Origin of the sequence: Domibacillus iocasae, assembly GCF_001750285.1 — a bacterium.
Classification (GTDB): Bacteria; Bacillota; Bacilli; order Bacillales; family Domibacillaceae; genus Domibacillus; species Domibacillus iocasae.
In genome coordinates, this window is the sequence record NZ_MAMP01000024.1 from 481,069 (window position 1) to 496,096 (window position 15,028).

General features: G+C 43.7%; 13 protein-coding genes. 2 read left to right on the forward strand and 11 right to left on the reverse strand.

What is annotated here, in order from left to right; translation table 11 throughout:
- Positions 1 to 22: 22 nt before the first annotated feature.
- From BA724_RS16495 to BA724_RS16535, 9 genes are all read right to left on the reverse strand, one after another.
- Positions 23 to 1,138: an ABC transporter ATP-binding protein gene (locus BA724_RS16495; protein ID WP_069939753.1), complete on the reverse strand. Its 1,116-nt coding sequence runs from the start codon at positions 1,136 to 1,138 to the stop codon at positions 23 to 25.
- 264 nt (positions 1,139 to 1,402) lie between these two features.
- Positions 1,403 to 2,002, reverse strand: coding sequence for a 3-isopropylmalate dehydratase small subunit (leuD, locus tag BA724_RS16500; protein ID WP_069939754.1), 600 nt, complete (start codon positions 2,000 to 2,002; stop codon positions 1,403 to 1,405).
- 14 nt (positions 2,003 to 2,016) lie between these two features.
- Entirely contained in the window at positions 2,017 to 3,426 is a 1,410-nt protein-coding gene (gene leuC, locus BA724_RS16505; protein ID WP_069939818.1) for a 3-isopropylmalate dehydratase large subunit, read from the reverse strand.
- 253 nt (positions 3,427 to 3,679) lie between these two features.
- Positions 3,680 to 4,789 (reverse strand): 3-isopropylmalate dehydrogenase, encoded by a 1,110-nt coding sequence (gene leuB / locus BA724_RS16510; protein WP_069939755.1) that lies wholly within the window; start codon positions 4,787 to 4,789, stop codon positions 3,680 to 3,682.
- 46 nt (positions 4,790 to 4,835) lie between these two features.
- Complete coding sequence (ilvC, locus tag BA724_RS16515) at positions 4,836 to 5,852, reverse strand: ketol-acid reductoisomerase (protein WP_069939756.1); 1,017 nt, start codon at positions 5,850 to 5,852, stop codon at positions 4,836 to 4,838.
- A 38-nt stretch (positions 5,853 to 5,890) separates the two neighbouring features.
- Entirely contained in the window at positions 5,891 to 6,415 is a 525-nt protein-coding gene (ilvN, locus tag BA724_RS16520; RefSeq protein WP_069939757.1) for an acetolactate synthase small subunit, read from the reverse strand.
- Positions 6,412 to 8,151 carry an acetolactate synthase large subunit gene (ilvB, locus tag BA724_RS16525; protein ID WP_069939758.1) on the reverse strand — a complete coding sequence of 580 codons (1,740 nt, stop codon included), beginning with the start codon at positions 8,149 to 8,151 and terminating at the stop codon, positions 6,412 to 6,414. Before ilvB ends, ilvN begins: the two co-directional genes overlap by 4 nt.
- A 398-nt stretch (positions 8,152 to 8,549) precedes the next feature.
- Positions 8,550 to 10,217 (reverse strand): dihydroxy-acid dehydratase, encoded by a 1,668-nt coding sequence (gene ilvD / locus BA724_RS16530; protein WP_069939759.1) that lies wholly within the window; start codon positions 10,215 to 10,217, stop codon positions 8,550 to 8,552.
- A gap of 238 nt (positions 10,218 to 10,455) precedes the next feature.
- A complete protein-coding gene (locus BA724_RS16535) occupies positions 10,456 to 12,411 on the reverse strand; it encodes a transglycosylase domain-containing protein (RefSeq protein ID WP_069939760.1) in 1,956 nt (651 codons plus the stop codon).
- A gap of 79 nt (positions 12,412 to 12,490) precedes the next feature.
- Here BA724_RS16535 and BA724_RS16540 point away from each other — a divergent pair, with 79 nt between their 5' ends.
- Positions 12,491 to 12,682, forward strand: a complete 192-nt coding sequence (locus BA724_RS16540) for a hypothetical protein (RefSeq protein ID WP_069939761.1) — start codon at positions 12,491 to 12,493, stop codon at positions 12,680 to 12,682.
- 31 nt (positions 12,683 to 12,713) lie between these two features.
- On the opposite strand, the gene BA724_RS16545 is transcribed toward BA724_RS16540, so the two are convergent.
- Both BA724_RS16545 and BA724_RS16550 read right to left on the reverse strand, forming a co-directional pair.
- A complete protein-coding gene (locus BA724_RS16545) occupies positions 12,714 to 12,893 on the reverse strand; it encodes a twin-arginine translocase TatA/TatE family subunit (RefSeq protein ID WP_069939762.1) in 180 nt (59 codons plus the stop codon).
- Between the two features lie 104 nt (positions 12,894 to 12,997).
- Positions 12,998 to 14,233: a dicarboxylate/amino acid:cation symporter gene (locus BA724_RS16550; protein WP_211272244.1), complete on the reverse strand. Its 1,236-nt coding sequence runs from the start codon at positions 14,231 to 14,233 to the stop codon at positions 12,998 to 13,000.
- Between the two features lie 307 nt (positions 14,234 to 14,540).
- On the opposite strand from BA724_RS16550, the gene BA724_RS16555 reads away from it, so the two are divergent.
- Positions 14,541 to 14,960: an arsenate reductase/protein-tyrosine-phosphatase family protein gene (locus BA724_RS16555; RefSeq protein WP_069939764.1), complete on the forward strand. Its 420-nt coding sequence runs from the start codon at positions 14,541 to 14,543 to the stop codon at positions 14,958 to 14,960.
- Positions 14,961 to 15,028: the final 68 nt, after the last annotated feature.

Consider the following 15,028-nt stretch of genomic DNA (forward strand, 5'->3'; position numbering starts at 1 on the left):
AAAAATACGTCATCTCTCCTCCCTAGACAAATTGATTCGATATGTGGCGTACGATACTGGCACGATTAATAATGCCCTGCACCCGGTTTTCTTCATCCGTTACAATGATAAAGCTGATCGGCGATTGGTTAATCATTTCCAAGGCTGTTTCCGGATCTTCGAGATTATTGATAACGGGCACTTCTACTTTTTCAATGTCGCGCAGCGTAATCTCTTCATTTATATACGATTTTTGCAAATCCCAAATACCTACAACCCCCTGATATCGCCGCTGATTATCAACGAGAATTAAGCTGTCGACACGTTTTTGCCGCATCATTTTTAATGCAGCTGCAACTCCTCTTTCTGGTGATGCAGTAATGGGGGATGTCATTAACAATTCCAACGGCGGCAGAGACAGTGAATCTTGCTGCATCCGATCTTCACCGATAAACTGTCGAACGAAATCATTGGCTGGATGGCGAAGTATGCGTTCTGGTGTATCAAGCTGCACAACAACACCCTCCTGCATAATGCAAATCCGGTCGGCAATTTTTAATGCTTCATCCATATCATGTGTCACAAATACAATCGTCTTTTTAATTTCGCTTTGCAGCCGAACCAATTCATCCTGCAGCTGCTCACGGCTGATTGGATCGAGGGCACTGAACGGTTCATCCATTAAAATAATGTTCGGCTCCGCCGCCATCGCCCGAATGACGCCAATTCGCTGCTGCTGGCCGCCTGACAGTTCAGCTGGATACCGGTCTCCAAAAACAGATGGGTCCAGTCCCACAAGCTCCATCAATTCATTTACTTTTTCCGTGTACTTCACTTCTTCCCATTTCTTCAGCTTTGGCACGAGACCGACATTTTCTTTAATTGTCATATGCGGCATTAAGCCGATTTGCTGAATGACATAGCCGATATCCCGCCGGAGCCGAACCGGGTTGATTTTGGAAATACTTTTACCGTCAATTGTAATCGAGCCGCTTGACGGGTCAATTAAACGATTGATCATTTTCATCGTTGTCGTTTTCCCGCAGCCGCTCGGACCAATTAGGACAAACAATTCACCGGTTTCTACCTTTAAATTAATTTGTTTAAGCGCTTCGAATCCATCTGCATATTTTTTTGATACTTCTTTAAATTCAATCAAAGCACGCACCTCCCTTTGTGTCTTTTTCCCTATTGGAATATATCTAAAACATAGAAACTTAATTTTTTTGTCATTTCTGTTATTTACGTTTAAGCGTACTCACTCTGGGGAACTTTATACATAACAAACAAAAGCATGAGGTGAACGGAATGTTGAAAACAATTTTAATGGTCATTGGAGCAATTGTCGTAATATCATGGATTATTTCCATGCTGTAAAATATAAAAAAAGACCTTTCCATTATTCGGAAAGGTCTTTTTTTATTTAACTGTATTGTTTTCCATACACTTTTTCTTCAAATTGGCGAATACGCTCTTCGGCTGACAACGTAACCGATATTTCATCCCAGCCATTTAAAAGCATCTTTTTCCAGTAGGGATCAATGTCGAAATAAGCAGTAAATCCGCTATCATCTGTGACAGACTGTTCTTCAAGATTGATATGAAGCTTAAAGCCCGGCACAGATGCGCGTCCAAGCAGTGTTTTTACTTCTTCATCTGTTAGTTTCACAGCCAAAATGCCGTTTTTCACACTGTTATTGTAAAAAATATCGGCATAGCTTGGAGCGATAATGATGCGGAATCCGTAATCTAAAAGTGCCCATGGAGCATGCTCCCGTGAGGAGCCGCAGCCAAAATTTTCACCGGCGACTAAAATTTCAGCGTCCGCAAATTTCGGATCGTTTAAAATAAAGTCTTCACGCTTATTGCCATCATCATCAAAGCGCCAGTTGTAAAAAACAAATTGGCCAAAGCCTTGGCGTTCAATGCGTTTTAAAAATTGTTTTGGAATAATTTGATCAGTATCAATGTTTGCCCGGTTAATTGGACAAACAACACCTGTAAATTGATTAATCGGCTCCATGAATGCCCCTCCTTTTATTGATTTACGCCAGCTAATTCGCGAACGTCTGTAAAACGTCCCATAACAGCTGCCGCTGCTGCCATCGACGGACTGACAAGGTGTGTACGGGCGCCGTTCCCTTGGCGTCCTTCAAAGTTGCGATTTGATGTTGATGCACAGCGTTTACCCGGCGGTACAACATCGTCATTCATGGCAAGACACATTGAGCATCCAGATTCACGCCACTGGAAGCCAGCTTCTGTGAAGATTTTATCAAGGCCTTCCGCTTCCGCTTGCTGTTTCACCGTTTGAGATCCCGGCACAACAATCGCTGTTACATGATCTTGTACTTTACGTCCTCTTGCCACTTCCGCGGCTGCACGCAAGTCACTCAATCTAGAGTTCGTGCATGAACCGATAAAAACATAATCAACTGAAATATCTGTTAATCTTGTACCGGCTTCAAGACCCATATAATCTAGTGCAAGGCGAACGGATTCTTTGTCTGCTTCACGGTCAAATTCATCTGGAGACGGAACAAAACCAGAAATGCCGCTGCCCATAGATGGGTTCGTACCCCAAGTCATTTGCGGTTCAATGTCAGCTGCATCGATTTCAAGTGTTTTGTCATATGTTGCGCCTTCATCCGTTGCAAGGGCAAGCCAGCGTTTTGCTGCTTCTTCAAATTCTTCACCCTGCGGCGCATAACGGCGTCCGCGTAAATACTCAACCGTTGTCATATCCGGACTAACAAGCCCTGCACGCGCACCTGCTTCAATCGACATATTGCAAATTGTCATGCGCTGTTCCATTGAAAGAGCGCGGATTGCCTCGCCTGTAAACTCCATCACGTAGCCTGTCCCGGCATTAACGCCAAATTTTGCGATAATCGCCAAAATAATATCTTTGGACTGTACACCAAAACCAAGCTTGCCATTTACTTTAATTTGCAATGTTTTCGGCTGCTTTTGCCAAATTGTCTGCGTCGCCAAAACGTGTTCTACTTCACTCGTACCAATTCCGAATGCAAGCGCACCAAATGCACCATGTGTAGACGTATGGCTATCGCCGCAGACAATAGTTTTGCCCGGCTGTGTAAGGCCAAGTTGCGGACCAATGACGTGAACAATCCCTTGATCCGGATGATCAATATCCGCAAGCTCAATACCGAATTCACGGCAGTTTTGCTCAAGCGTCTGCATTTGTGTTTTAGAAATCGGGTCATTTACAATGTGGCGGTTAATAGTCGGAACGTTGTGATCCATTGTAGCGTATGTTAAATCCGGCCGTCTGACACGGCGTCCGTTCATGCGTAACCCTTCAAATGCCTGTGGTGATGTGACTTCGTGGACAAGGTGCAAATCGATATAGAGCAGGTCCGGCTTCCCTTCTTCTCTGCTAACAACGTGGTTTTCCCAAATTTTTTCGATAACCGTTTTTTTCATCATGTTACAGCCCCCCTCTTATGTGCATTTTAATAAAGTAAATCTTCCATCAATAGGCATTCCCTCTGTCTCCTATTGATGGTTAGATGAACCAATCGGGCATTTAAAGGCAGTAGGAACTCCGCCTATTTTCTTTGCTGCCTCAGAACCTTGAGGCGAGAGTCTTACTGCCCGTTAATGCGGGATAAAAAACGAGGACCCCGCCTTTCCCTAGCTTGAAGATAGGGAAAGGTTGAATCCACGTGGCGTTTTCTTACATGTAAACAACTTCATCTGCATATGCAGGTGCGTCATCCGCAACTCGTTCTATAACAAGCTCTATCATTTTATCTGTACCGACAACCGTACTGCCTTCCATTTGCAAATCCGGTGTGCAATATCCGTCGTTTAATACAGACTGCACAGCGCGTTCAATCGATTCCCCTTCTAAACGCATATCAAGCGAATATTTCAGCATAAGCGCTGTTGATAAAATCATCGCCAGCGGATTGGCCTTATTTTGACCGGCAATATCCGGCGCTGAGCCATGAACCGGCTCATACAGCCCAAGACCGCTTTCTGATAGACTCGCAGATGGAAGCATGCCGAGTGAACCCGTGATCATCGATGCTTCATCACTTAAAATATCACCGAATAAGTTTTCTGTCACAATAACATCAAACTGTCCCGGATTTGAAATAAGCTTCATTGCCGCCGCATCTACATACATGTGATCAACCGTTACATCCGGATAATCTGCTGCTTTTTCATTAACAATTTCACGCCACATACGGCTTGATTCGAGCACGTTTGCTTTATCAACCGACGTAAGGCGTCCATCGCGCGCTTTCGCAAACTCAAATGCTTTCACAACAATCCGCTCAATTTCTGCACGTGTATATTGCAATGTATCAACAACGACCTCGTTGTTATCACCACGGCGTTCACTCGGCTTCCCGAAATAAAGGCCACCTGTTAATTCGCGAACGATCAGCATATTCACATTCCCGGCAATTTCAGGCTTTAGCGGAGAAGATTGCACAAGTGTTTTAAATGATGGAATCGGACGCAAGTTGGCAAATAAACCAAGCTCTTTCCGAATCGCAAGCAGACCGCGCTCAGGGCGTTCTGCGGACGGCAGGCTATCCCATTTCAGACCTCCTACCGCACCAAGCAAAATCGCGTCGCTGTTTTTTGCAAGTGCCAGTGTTGACTCTGGCAGCGGCGTCCCGTGCGAATCAATCGCGGCACCTCCAATATCAGCATATTCCAGCTCAAATTCGTGGCCAAAGCGTTTTCCAACCGCTTCAAGAGCAGCTGCGGCGCCTGATGCGATTTCCCGGCCGATTCCGTCGCCCGGCAAAATGGCAATTTTCTTCTTCACGTAAATCCCCCCGCTTGAAATAACTTTTTAAAACAATGAAAAAGGCTTAGTTTTTAACGCTTGCTGCTTGTTTGTTTTGTTTGATGAACGGCATCAATGCACGAAGCTCTTTTCCAACTACTTCAAGCTGATGCTCGCTTTCGCGGCGAGTGATCGCTGTAAATTCTGGACGGTTCAATTGATTTTCCTGCAGCCATCCTTTTGCAAATTTACCTGTTTGGATATCTGTTAGTACGTCTTTCATGCGTGCCTTTGTTTCAGCTGTGATAACGCGTGGTCCTGATACGTAGTCACCCCATTGTGCTGTATCAGAGATTGAGTAGCGCATGCCTTCAAGGCCGCCTTCATACATAAGGTCAACGATCAATTTCAATTCGTGCAGGCACTCAAAGTAAGCAATTTCCGGCTGATATCCAGCTTCAACAAGTGTTTCAAATCCAGCTTTTACAAGCTCAGCTGTACCGCCGCAAAGAACTGCTTGCTCACCGAACAAATCTGTTTCTGTTTCTTCACGGAATGTTGTTTCAAGAATACCCGCGCGGCCTGCACCTACACCTTTTGCATAAGCAAGTGCGATATCTTTCGCTTGGCCTGTGTAATCTTGGTAGATTGCGAATAATGCCGGTACACCAGCGCCCTGCTCATATGTGCGGCGAACAAGGTGTCCAGGACCTTTTGGCGCTGCAAGAAATACATCTACGTTTGCCGGCGGCGTGATTTGGTTAAAGTGAACGTTGAACCCGTGAGCAAATGCAAGTGCGTTTCCTTCTTGAAGCTCAGGCTCGATTTCTGCTTTGTAAACAGCTGTTTGGTATTCATCTGGAAGAAGGATCATGATGATGTCCGCTGCAGCACTTGCTTCGCGAACAGTTTTTACGTCAAATCCATCAGCTGCTGCCTGGTCAAATGATTTTCCTGGGCGAAGACCAACCACTACGTTTACGCCGCTTTCGCGAAGGTTTAATGCGTGCGCATGTCCTTGTGAACCGTAACCAATGATTGCTACCGTTTTATTAGAAAGTACCGCTTCGTTAATGTCACCATTGTAATAAACTTTTGTCATTTTTTTCATCCTCCAAAAATTGTTTGATTTTTTTTATTTTAATTTAAAATAGAAAACTGTTTTGATTCCGCTCCAAGACGCTGTGATCCGCGTTTAATTGCTGTTTGTCCTGTGCGGGCTACTTCTTTAATTCCATAAGGACGAAGAAGCTCAATCATCGCTTCGATTTTATCGAAGTTTCCGACAACTTGAATTGTGACGCTGTCTTTAGCCACATCAATGATCGTGGCACGGAATGGTTCGATGATAACATTAATTTCCGCACGTGTCTGCGGTGTTGTCATCACTTTAATGAGAGCAAGCTCACGCGTAACGATTGCCTGCTCGGTAATATCATTTACTTTCAGCACGTCAATTTGCTTATTCAGCTGTTTGACGACTTGCTCTACCATCCGGTCATCTTCAACTTGTACGACGAATGTCATTTTTGACACGCCTTCTGTTTCAGTAGACCCGACAGTAATGCTTTCAATATTAAACTGGCGGCGTGTAAATAATCCGGCAATCCGATTTAATACACCGCTCTGGTTTAGCACGGTTGCTGTTACAATTCTTCGTTTCACTGCGGTTTCACCCCGATCATTTCATGAATTCCTTTGCCTGGCGCGATCATCGGGTAAACCATTTCTTTCGGCTTAATGCGGCAATCGATCAAAACAGGCTCATTGTCTGTCAGCGTTTCACGCATTACTTTTTCTGCTTCTTCTTCTGTTGTAACCACATAGCCGCGAAGGCCATAGGCACCAGCCAATTTTACAAAGTCCGGCTGAACCGGGATCAATGACTGAGAATAGCGCTCCTCATAAAACGTTTCCTGCCATTGACGAACCATGCCAAGTGCCATGTTATTGTAAATGATAATTTTAACCGGCAGCTTTAATTCCGCAACAAGTCCAAGCTCCTGCAAAGTCATTTGGAAGCCTGCGTCACCGGCTACCGCCACGACTGTTTTATCCGGCTTCGCAATTTGCGCGCCGATTGCGGATGGAAAACCAAAGCCCATTGTACCAAGGCCCCCTGATGTTACCCATTGATCCGGCTTGTTGAATCCATAATATTGCGCTGTCCACATTTGATGCTGGCCGACGTCTGTTGTTACAACAGCATCGCCGTCTGTAATATCATGAATCAATTTCATAAGTGACTGTGGTGAAATACCATCGCCGTTTTCTGTGTTCCATAGCGGATTCTCTTTTTTATCCTGATCAAGTTTGTCACGCCATTCTCCTGCATTCGGTGCTTCAAAATCCAAGCTAAGGATTTTTTTCAACGCTTCACGAGCATCTGCAACGATCGGAATATGCGTCGGTACGTTTTTGCCGATTTCAGCTGGATCGATATCAATGTGTGCAACCGTTGCATTTTTCGCAAAATGTGCAAGGTTTCCGGTTAAGCGGTCATCAAAACGGGCGCCAATGTTAATGAGCAGGTCCGCTTCGTAAAGGGCTGTATTGGCTGCGTACGTTCCATGCATACCGCCCATTCCAAGAAATAATGGGTGATTGGCTGGAAAACCGCCAAGGCCGAGCAATGTGTTGACAACTGGAATTTGCATTTTTTCGACAAATTGAAGCAGTTCTTCAGACGCTTTCGCATGAAGGACGCCTGCTCCTGCCAAAATAACCGGTTTTGTTGCTTTTGCCAGTGCTCCGCGCAGCTTTTTCACTTGCAGGCTGTTTGGCTTAAAGTTCGGCTGGTACCCTGGCAAATTTAGTTCATCGACAAATTCCGCACTCCCTACTGTTTGAGCGATGTCCTTTGGAATATCGATTAAAACAGGGCCCGGGCGGCCGGTTGTCGCAATATGGAACGCTTCATGAACGATTCTCGGAAGATCTGCCATTGAACGAACCTGGTAATTATGTTTTGTAATCGGCATGGTAATCCCAATTACGTCTGCTTCCTGGAAAGCATCCGATCCGATAACGCCTGTTGCAACCTGGCCCGTAAACACAACTAGCGGAATCGAATCCATCATTGCATCTGTAATGCCTGTCACTAGGTTTGTTGCACCAGGACCCGATGTTGCTAAAACAACGCCTGGCTTACCAGAAACACGCGCATACCCTTCAGCGGCATGAATCGCTGCCTGCTCATGACGGGCAAGGATGTGGCGAATTGGGTTTTTGTAAAGTGCATCGTATAATGGAAGGACGGCTCCTCCTGGATAGCCAAACATTACTTCTACGTTCTCGTTTTTTAGAGTTTCGATAAATAAGTCAGCACCGTTCTTTGGTTCAGCCGCTTTTGTTGCTTGATCGTCAAACTTCATTTCTGTTGCTTTTGCATTTTGACTCATGTTTTTCCCCTCCAAATAATGGTTTGTTTTCCGTATTGGCAAGAGGTTCCTTCTTCACAATAGGTTAAATACCCGTTTTAAAGCAAAAAGAAAAGTCCTTTCACGCCTGCGACTGCCTAAACAGAAACGCAGGGGTGAAAAGACTTTGTTTCTTTCCACGGTACCACCCTGATTCACGAATTTTTTTGCAAAAATCCGCCTTATGAACCGATTACCGGCTCGTTTTGGTAACGGGTGGCCAGCACCCGACTTTTCCTACTGGATGACGTTCAGAAAAGCACTCAGAGGGGATGTCGCGATCGGATGCACTCCCGGCTCTCAGCTATAACCGGTTCTCTGTGAAATGCAGTTCCTATCACTTTTTCCTCGTCAACGTTTTATATGTTTTGACGTATAGATTAAATTTTCATAACTCCGCCAGTGTTGGCAGATGTGACCAGCTTGGCATAACGTGCCAGCCAGCCTTTTTTAATTTTCGGCTCCGGCTGTACAAAATCTGCACGGCGCGCTGCTAGTTCTTCATCTGACAAATCGACATTTAATGTGCGGTTTGTCAAATCTATTTTAATTTTATCACCATTTTGAATGAATGCAATAGGACCGCCTTCTGCCGCTTCCGGAGAAATATGACCGATTGAAATTCCGCGTGAAGCACCAGAGAAACGTCCATCTGTCATAAGTGCGACTTTTGTTCCAAGCCCCCGCCCCGCAATGGCTGATGTCGGCGTCAACATTTCCGGCATTCCCGGTCCGCCTTTTGGTCCTTCATAACGGATGACAACGACGTGTCCTTCTCTGACTGTTCCGTTATTAATATTCTCGATTGCTTCATCCTGTGATTCAAATACAATGGCTTCTCCATCAAATATTTTAATGGAAGGGTCTACTGCTCCTACTTTAATAACTCCACCAAGCGGCGCAATGTTTCCGTACAAAATCGATAATCCGCCGACTGGGCTGTATGGATCTTCTTTTGTGCGAATGACCTTCGTGTTTGTAATGTGTGCATCTTTTACATTTTCATAAACAGATTTGCCTGTGATTGTAATACGATCACCGTCAATACCATTTTCAATTTCACACAGCTCACGAATGATCGCGCTGATTCCGCCAGCTTTATTGACATCGTCCATCGTATAATCGGATGCCGGACTGATTTTCGCCAAATATGGAATGCGGTTGGCTACTTCATTAATACGATTTAAATCATACTCAATTTCCGCTTCGTTTGCAATGGCTAATGTATGAAGAACAGTGTTCGTTGACCCGCCCATTGCCATATCAAGCGCAAATGCATCGTCAATCGCTCTTTCATTGACGATATCACGTGGTTTCAAGTCATTTTCAATCGCATTCATTAAGTATCCCACTGCTTCTTTAATCAAGCGATGACGTTCCGGGCTTGTTGCCACAATTGTGGCATTTCCTGGCGGTGTCAGACCAAGCATTTCCATTAATGAGTTCATGGAATTAGCTGTAAACATACCGGAGCAAGACCCGCAAGTCGGACAAGCATTCGATTCGATATCAAGCAGCTCTTCTGCTGACATTTTCCCTGACAAATGAGCACCTACACCTTCAAAAACAGATGTTAGTGTTAATGGTTTTCCTGTGGATGATATGCCGCCTTCCATCGGACCGCCTGATACAAATACGGCTGGTACATTTGTCCGTACAGCAGCCATCAGCATACCTGGTGTGATTTTATCACAGTTCGGAATATAGAACACACCATCAAACCAATGTGCATTAATTACTGTTTCAGCTGAATCTGCAATCAATTCACGGCTTGGAAGGGAATATCGCATTCCAATGTGTCCCATTGCAATGCCGTCATCAACACCAATCGTATTGAATTCAAATGGAACACCTCCTGCTTCGCGAATTTCTTTCTTAACAACTTCTGCAAATTTATTAAGGTGAACGTGTCCGGGAATAATATCTATATAAGAGTTACATACACCGATAAACGGTTTATGCAAATCTGCTGTTTTCACACCCGCTGCATACAATAAACTGCGGTGTGGGGCACGTTCGACTCCCTTTTTAATCATATCACTGCGCATTGTATCTCCTCCAAGATAACTTGCCTTTCAAATTGCCCATCAAATCTTTAAAAATCGTATATTTAATCTGAAAATTAAGTTTATATTGTGGTCAATGATACCTTTCTTTCTATGTTTGGTCAACACCTTTTCTGTCAAATTTTCTGACAAGATGTATTTTTTTATAATGACCACAATCGAAAGCGTATCCATTTTAATTTATATAAAAAGGCCGGATGCACTTTCATCCGGCCTTTGCTTAAAACCATTCATTCCATTTTTCGATGATTCCGTCATACCAATGCTCTTCTTGCTTTGCATTGCTATCAATCGCTTCTACATCAAATGACGTTTCACCAATGTAAGGAAGAATTTCACTGACAACCTCTCCAAATAACGGAACTGCTCCATCTGAGCTATTGGTCGTTAAGTAGTTTGTTTTGCTTACTTCTTCTACCCCAACCCATACAGCCCCAACTAAATTTGGTGTGTACCCGACGAACCATTGGTCCTCTGTTCCTTCAATTCCTTCAATTGGCACTTGCGTCGAACCTGTTTTACCAGCGATGTCCACTTCATCGACCTGTGCCCGTTCACCTGACCCCCGTTCAACAACACCTAAAAGCATGGCTGTCATTTGATCGGTTATTTCTTTTGAGGTTACCTTTACTTCTTCCGGCTCCCACTCAGGCTCTACTTCACCGTCCGGCCCGACAATTTTTTGAATAAAAAACGTTTCTTTTCGAACTCCATCATTTGAAAATGCAGTATATGCTTCTGCCATCTGCAGGGGTGATACGCCGGGTGTTATGTCACCAAGCGCCATTCCTAATTTGGCATTTTCAACTTCTAAACCAAACCGTTTCAATGCATTTACACCTTTTGATACGCCGATTTGATCAAGGAGCCAGACAGCAGGAATATTTGCCGATTTCTCAACCGCCCGGTACATCGGAAGTTCTCCTTCATACATACCGCCATAATTAGTTGGCGAATAAGGATCTTCTCCTTCGCCAAACGACATTTCCTTATCTTCAAGCATATCTGTCGGTTCGTATCCTTCTTCAAGAGCAGGCGTATAAACAGCCAGCGGCTTAATCGTTGAACCGGGTGATTTTTTCATTTGAGTAGCAAAGCTAAAACCGCGGAATATGTGCTCACCGCGCCGTCCTACTACACCAAGAACCCCGCCTGTTTTAGGATCGACTAACACGGCAGCACTTTGGGAATCTTCTCCATTAACGGTTTCAGGAAAAACAGAGCTGTTTTCGTAAACACCTTCAAGTCCTGCCTGTACATCCTGATCCATAGACGTATAAATGTTATACCCTTGTGTTAACAGGTCATCCTGCGTCAAGCCATAACGTGAAATAGCTTCGTTAATGACGGCATCTGCATAATGTGCATATTTTCCTTTTAACGGATCTCCGCTTGTATCTCTTAGCGTTATGTCTATGTTTGCCGTTTCATTCGCTTCGCTTTCGGTTATATAACTGTATTTCACCATTTGATTCAACACTACTTGACGCCGTTCAAGCGCATTATCCATATTGTCAATCGGATTGTATCGGGATGGTGCTTTCACCATGCCTGCAAGCATTGATGACTCAGCAAGGGTTAATTCTGATACGTCTTTGCCGAAATATTTTTTTGACGCATTTTGAACGCCCCATGCCCCATTCCCAAAATAGCTTGTATTCAAATACATTTCTAAAATTTCTTCTTTTTTATAGACTTTTTCAATCTCAATGGCAAGAAATAGCTCCTCGACTTTACGGCGATATGTTTTTTCCGGAGACAGCAATGCATTTTTTGTCAGCTGCTGTGTAATGGTACTCGCTCCTTGGACGCGTGATCCCGCCATAATATTCGTAAAAAAAGCGCGGAAAATACCTTTTACGTCAAATCCACCGTGTTCATAAAAACGGTTGTCTTCAACAGCAACAATTGCTTCCTGCAAATGCTCCGGCATTTTTTCGATAGATACACTATCTGTCCTGTTGGCAGAAAGCTTGCTTGCTTTTTCCCCATTTCGGTCATAAATAATAGTTGACTGCGACAATCCCTGCTTCAACGTTTCTACATCAGCAGATTTCATAAAATAGAAGCCTGTGCCAAGCCCCGCTAAAACGACGATCGCAGCAAGCAAAATAACAATTTGGGTCAGATGAAATTTCCGCCAAAGGTTTTGAATTAATCTGATGACTACTTTCATTATTCTTTGTTCCCTTCTTCATGATACGTGCGGCCTTTTCTCATTGTAAGCACATTTCGCCAAATTGCAACGAATATGAATGAAAACCGGCTTATCTGCCTATACGAATCAAGTGTATAAAAAGTTGCATTCTATTTATCCAGAACTTCAAACAGAAAAAATGGATATAGAACATGCTTATGTGAATCGCCGGCTCGATCAAAATCTTCCTTGGAAAACCGTAACTCATCAAGCTGTTGAAAACGGATGCTTGATCGGCATAATAGATTAAAAAACGAGGAGCGGATAAATCCGCTCCTCGTTTATTTGGAATCTATTTTCTTTTTCTCATCCTTGTCATCGTCCATGACATTTTTCATCCCCCGCTTAAATTCATGCAGCGTCTGTCCGGCTGCGCGACCAAGCTGAGGCAGTTTTTTTGGTCCAAATAACAACAAGGCGACAATTAAAATAATAGCGACTTCGCCAAATCCAAGATTCATGATGCCGGTCCCCTTTTCTTTATATGTGCCTTTTCATTATAATCGAAAAATTGTTTTTTGAACATAAAAAGTGAAAGCGGACATATGTCCGCTTTCACCATTTATTACACTTCCGCGCGCTGCTGCTTAATTGTTTTGTTTTTTTCCGATTCACCTACATACAATGCACATGCGGCATCGCCTGTAATATTAACGGCTGTACGCGTCATATCAAGCAGGCGGTCAATCCCGATAATTAAACCGATTCCTTCGACTGGAAGACCTACGCTGCCGAGTACCATGGCAAGCATAATAAGACCAACGCCTGGCACGCCTGCTGTTCCAATGCTGGCAAGAGTCGCCGTCAACACGACTGTTGCCAGGTCTGCCATTGTCAGTTCAATTCCGTATGCCTGTGCAATAAACAGCGTTGCTACACCTTGCATAATAGCGGTACCGTCCATGTTGATCGTTGCGCCAAGAGGCTGAACAAACGAGCTGATCGGTTCTGGCACTTTTAAGTCTCTCTGTGCTACTTCCATTGAAACAGGAAGAGTTGCATTACTGCTTGATGTACTGAATGCCACACCCATCGCCGGCGCAAACTTTTTGAAAAACCAAATCGGACTCTTTTTCGCCAAAAAAGCAACAGTTCCACCGTATGTCACAACACTATGGATAAAGAGGGCCGCTAATACAACAAGCATGTATGAGCCCATAGCGAGAATCGCATCCCATCCTTGTGTGCCAATCGCCGTCGCAATCAACCCAAACGTTCCGTATGGCGCAAATTTCATAACAAGACCTACAAGATACATCATAATCTCATTGCCCTGCTCGACTAAGCTGAAAATTCCTTTTGTTTTGTCGCCAAGCGCAGTCAAGGCCAGTCCAATAAACACCGCAAATACAATAAGTTGAAGCATATTGCCTTCCGCCATCGCGTTAATTGGATTTTTAGGAATAATATTCATCAATGTTTCACTGACAGGAGGCGCTTCTTCAGTCGAAAATTCGGCACCCGCCGTATCGAATTCTCCTGCTGACCCCGGCTGTATGATTGCTGCGAGACAAAGCCCAATAATAATCGCAAAACATGTCGTAATTAAAAAATAAGTGACAGTTTTCAAACCGATACGGCCCAGTTTTTGCGGATCGCCAAGCCCGGCTGAACCAAGAACGATCGAAAAGAAAACGAGCGGTACAACAAGCATACTGATCAAGCTTAAAAAGATTTGCCCGACCGGTACAAATAAATAGGTATTTAATACGTCAAAAACATTTGGTGCCGTTAAGTTTAAGACGAGACCGACAATCGCCCCGAGAATGAGCGCTGCGATAATTTTAGTGGTTAAATTCATTTTTTTCATTTATTTTCCCCCTTCTACTATATAACATAATAAACACATACCGTTTATCGTAATAGATTACACTAAAAATAACAAATTATTTTTTAAAATCCAAAGTACCACTCTTTCGAAAAAGATAAACACGAATATTTTTTCATGTTAAGTTGAGACACGTAATTTTATCTAAGCACAAAAAAGGGGTACTTAAGACTACTATACAGCCTTTATTATTACTTATAAGTAACAATTGAACAGGGCTTAATATTATAAAAATGGGGTATAAAAGAATATAACCACCACATCAAAGGGGTCAGCAGCCATGAAAAATAAAACAATTTTATTCCTGTCACCTTTTAATCATTTGAGCATGATGGCAGAAGGGTGGGCGGCACGACTGAATGAGCCGTCCTGGAAAGTTGTAAGCGCTGCTTATATGAATGCAGACTATGACGCCCTTCCTGTCGAAGCGATGAAAGAAGTAAATATTGACATTGAGAGCAAAACACCGTATTCGCTAAAGTCTCAACTTATGAATGAGGCAGACGTTGTCGTTGCCATCTATGATTTTCAGCGTGACAGTTTGCCCACGCTCCCTGATGAATCAAGACGAAAATTAGTGCGCTGGAATATATCAAACCCCGTACACTATAATCAATTAACGGATCGGTGGGCAGCTTACCAGGAAGTGTGCGATGAACTCGCTGTAAAAATACAGGAGCTTAAAAAACAACTTATCTAAACTTATCGCCTTTGTCCATTACTGGCTGAGGCGGTTTTTTTGAAACTAAATCCGCTGCACATTCGTAT

Excerpts from the sequence above, each read along its gene's own strand:
- leuD (WP_069939754.1), bottom strand. The coding sequence starts at position 2,002 with ATGGAGCCGATTAATCAATTTACAGGTGTTGTTTGTCCAATTAACCGG.
- leuC (WP_069939818.1), bottom strand. The coding sequence starts at position 3,426 with ATGAAAAAAACGGTTATCGAAAAAATTTGGGAAAACCACGTTGTTAGC.
- ilvC (WP_069939756.1), bottom strand. The coding sequence starts at position 5,852 with ATGACAAAAGTTTATTACAATGGTGACATTAACGAAGCGGTACTTTCT.
- ilvB (WP_069939758.1), bottom strand. The coding sequence starts at position 8,151 with ATGAGTCAAAATGCAAAAGCAACAGAAATGAAGTTTGACGATCAAGCA.
- ilvD (WP_069939759.1), bottom strand. The coding sequence starts at position 10,217 with ATGCGCAGTGATATGATTAAAAAGGGAGTCGAACGTGCCCCACACCGC.
- BA724_RS16535 (WP_069939760.1), bottom strand. The coding sequence starts at position 12,411 with ATGAAAGTAGTCATCAGATTAATTCAAAACCTTTGGCGGAAATTTCAT.
- BA724_RS16540 (WP_069939761.1), top strand. The coding sequence starts at position 12,491 with ATGAAAACCGGCTTATCTGCCTATACGAATCAAGTGTATAAAAAGTTG.
- BA724_RS16545 (WP_069939762.1), bottom strand. The coding sequence starts at position 12,893 with ATGAATCTTGGATTTGGCGAAGTCGCTATTATTTTAATTGTCGCCTTG.
- BA724_RS16550 (WP_211272244.1), bottom strand. The coding sequence starts at position 14,233 with ATGAATTTAACCACTAAAATTATCGCAGCGCTCATTCTCGGGGCGATT.
- BA724_RS16555 (WP_069939764.1), top strand. The coding sequence starts at position 14,541 with ATGAAAAATAAAACAATTTTATTCCTGTCACCTTTTAATCATTTGAGC.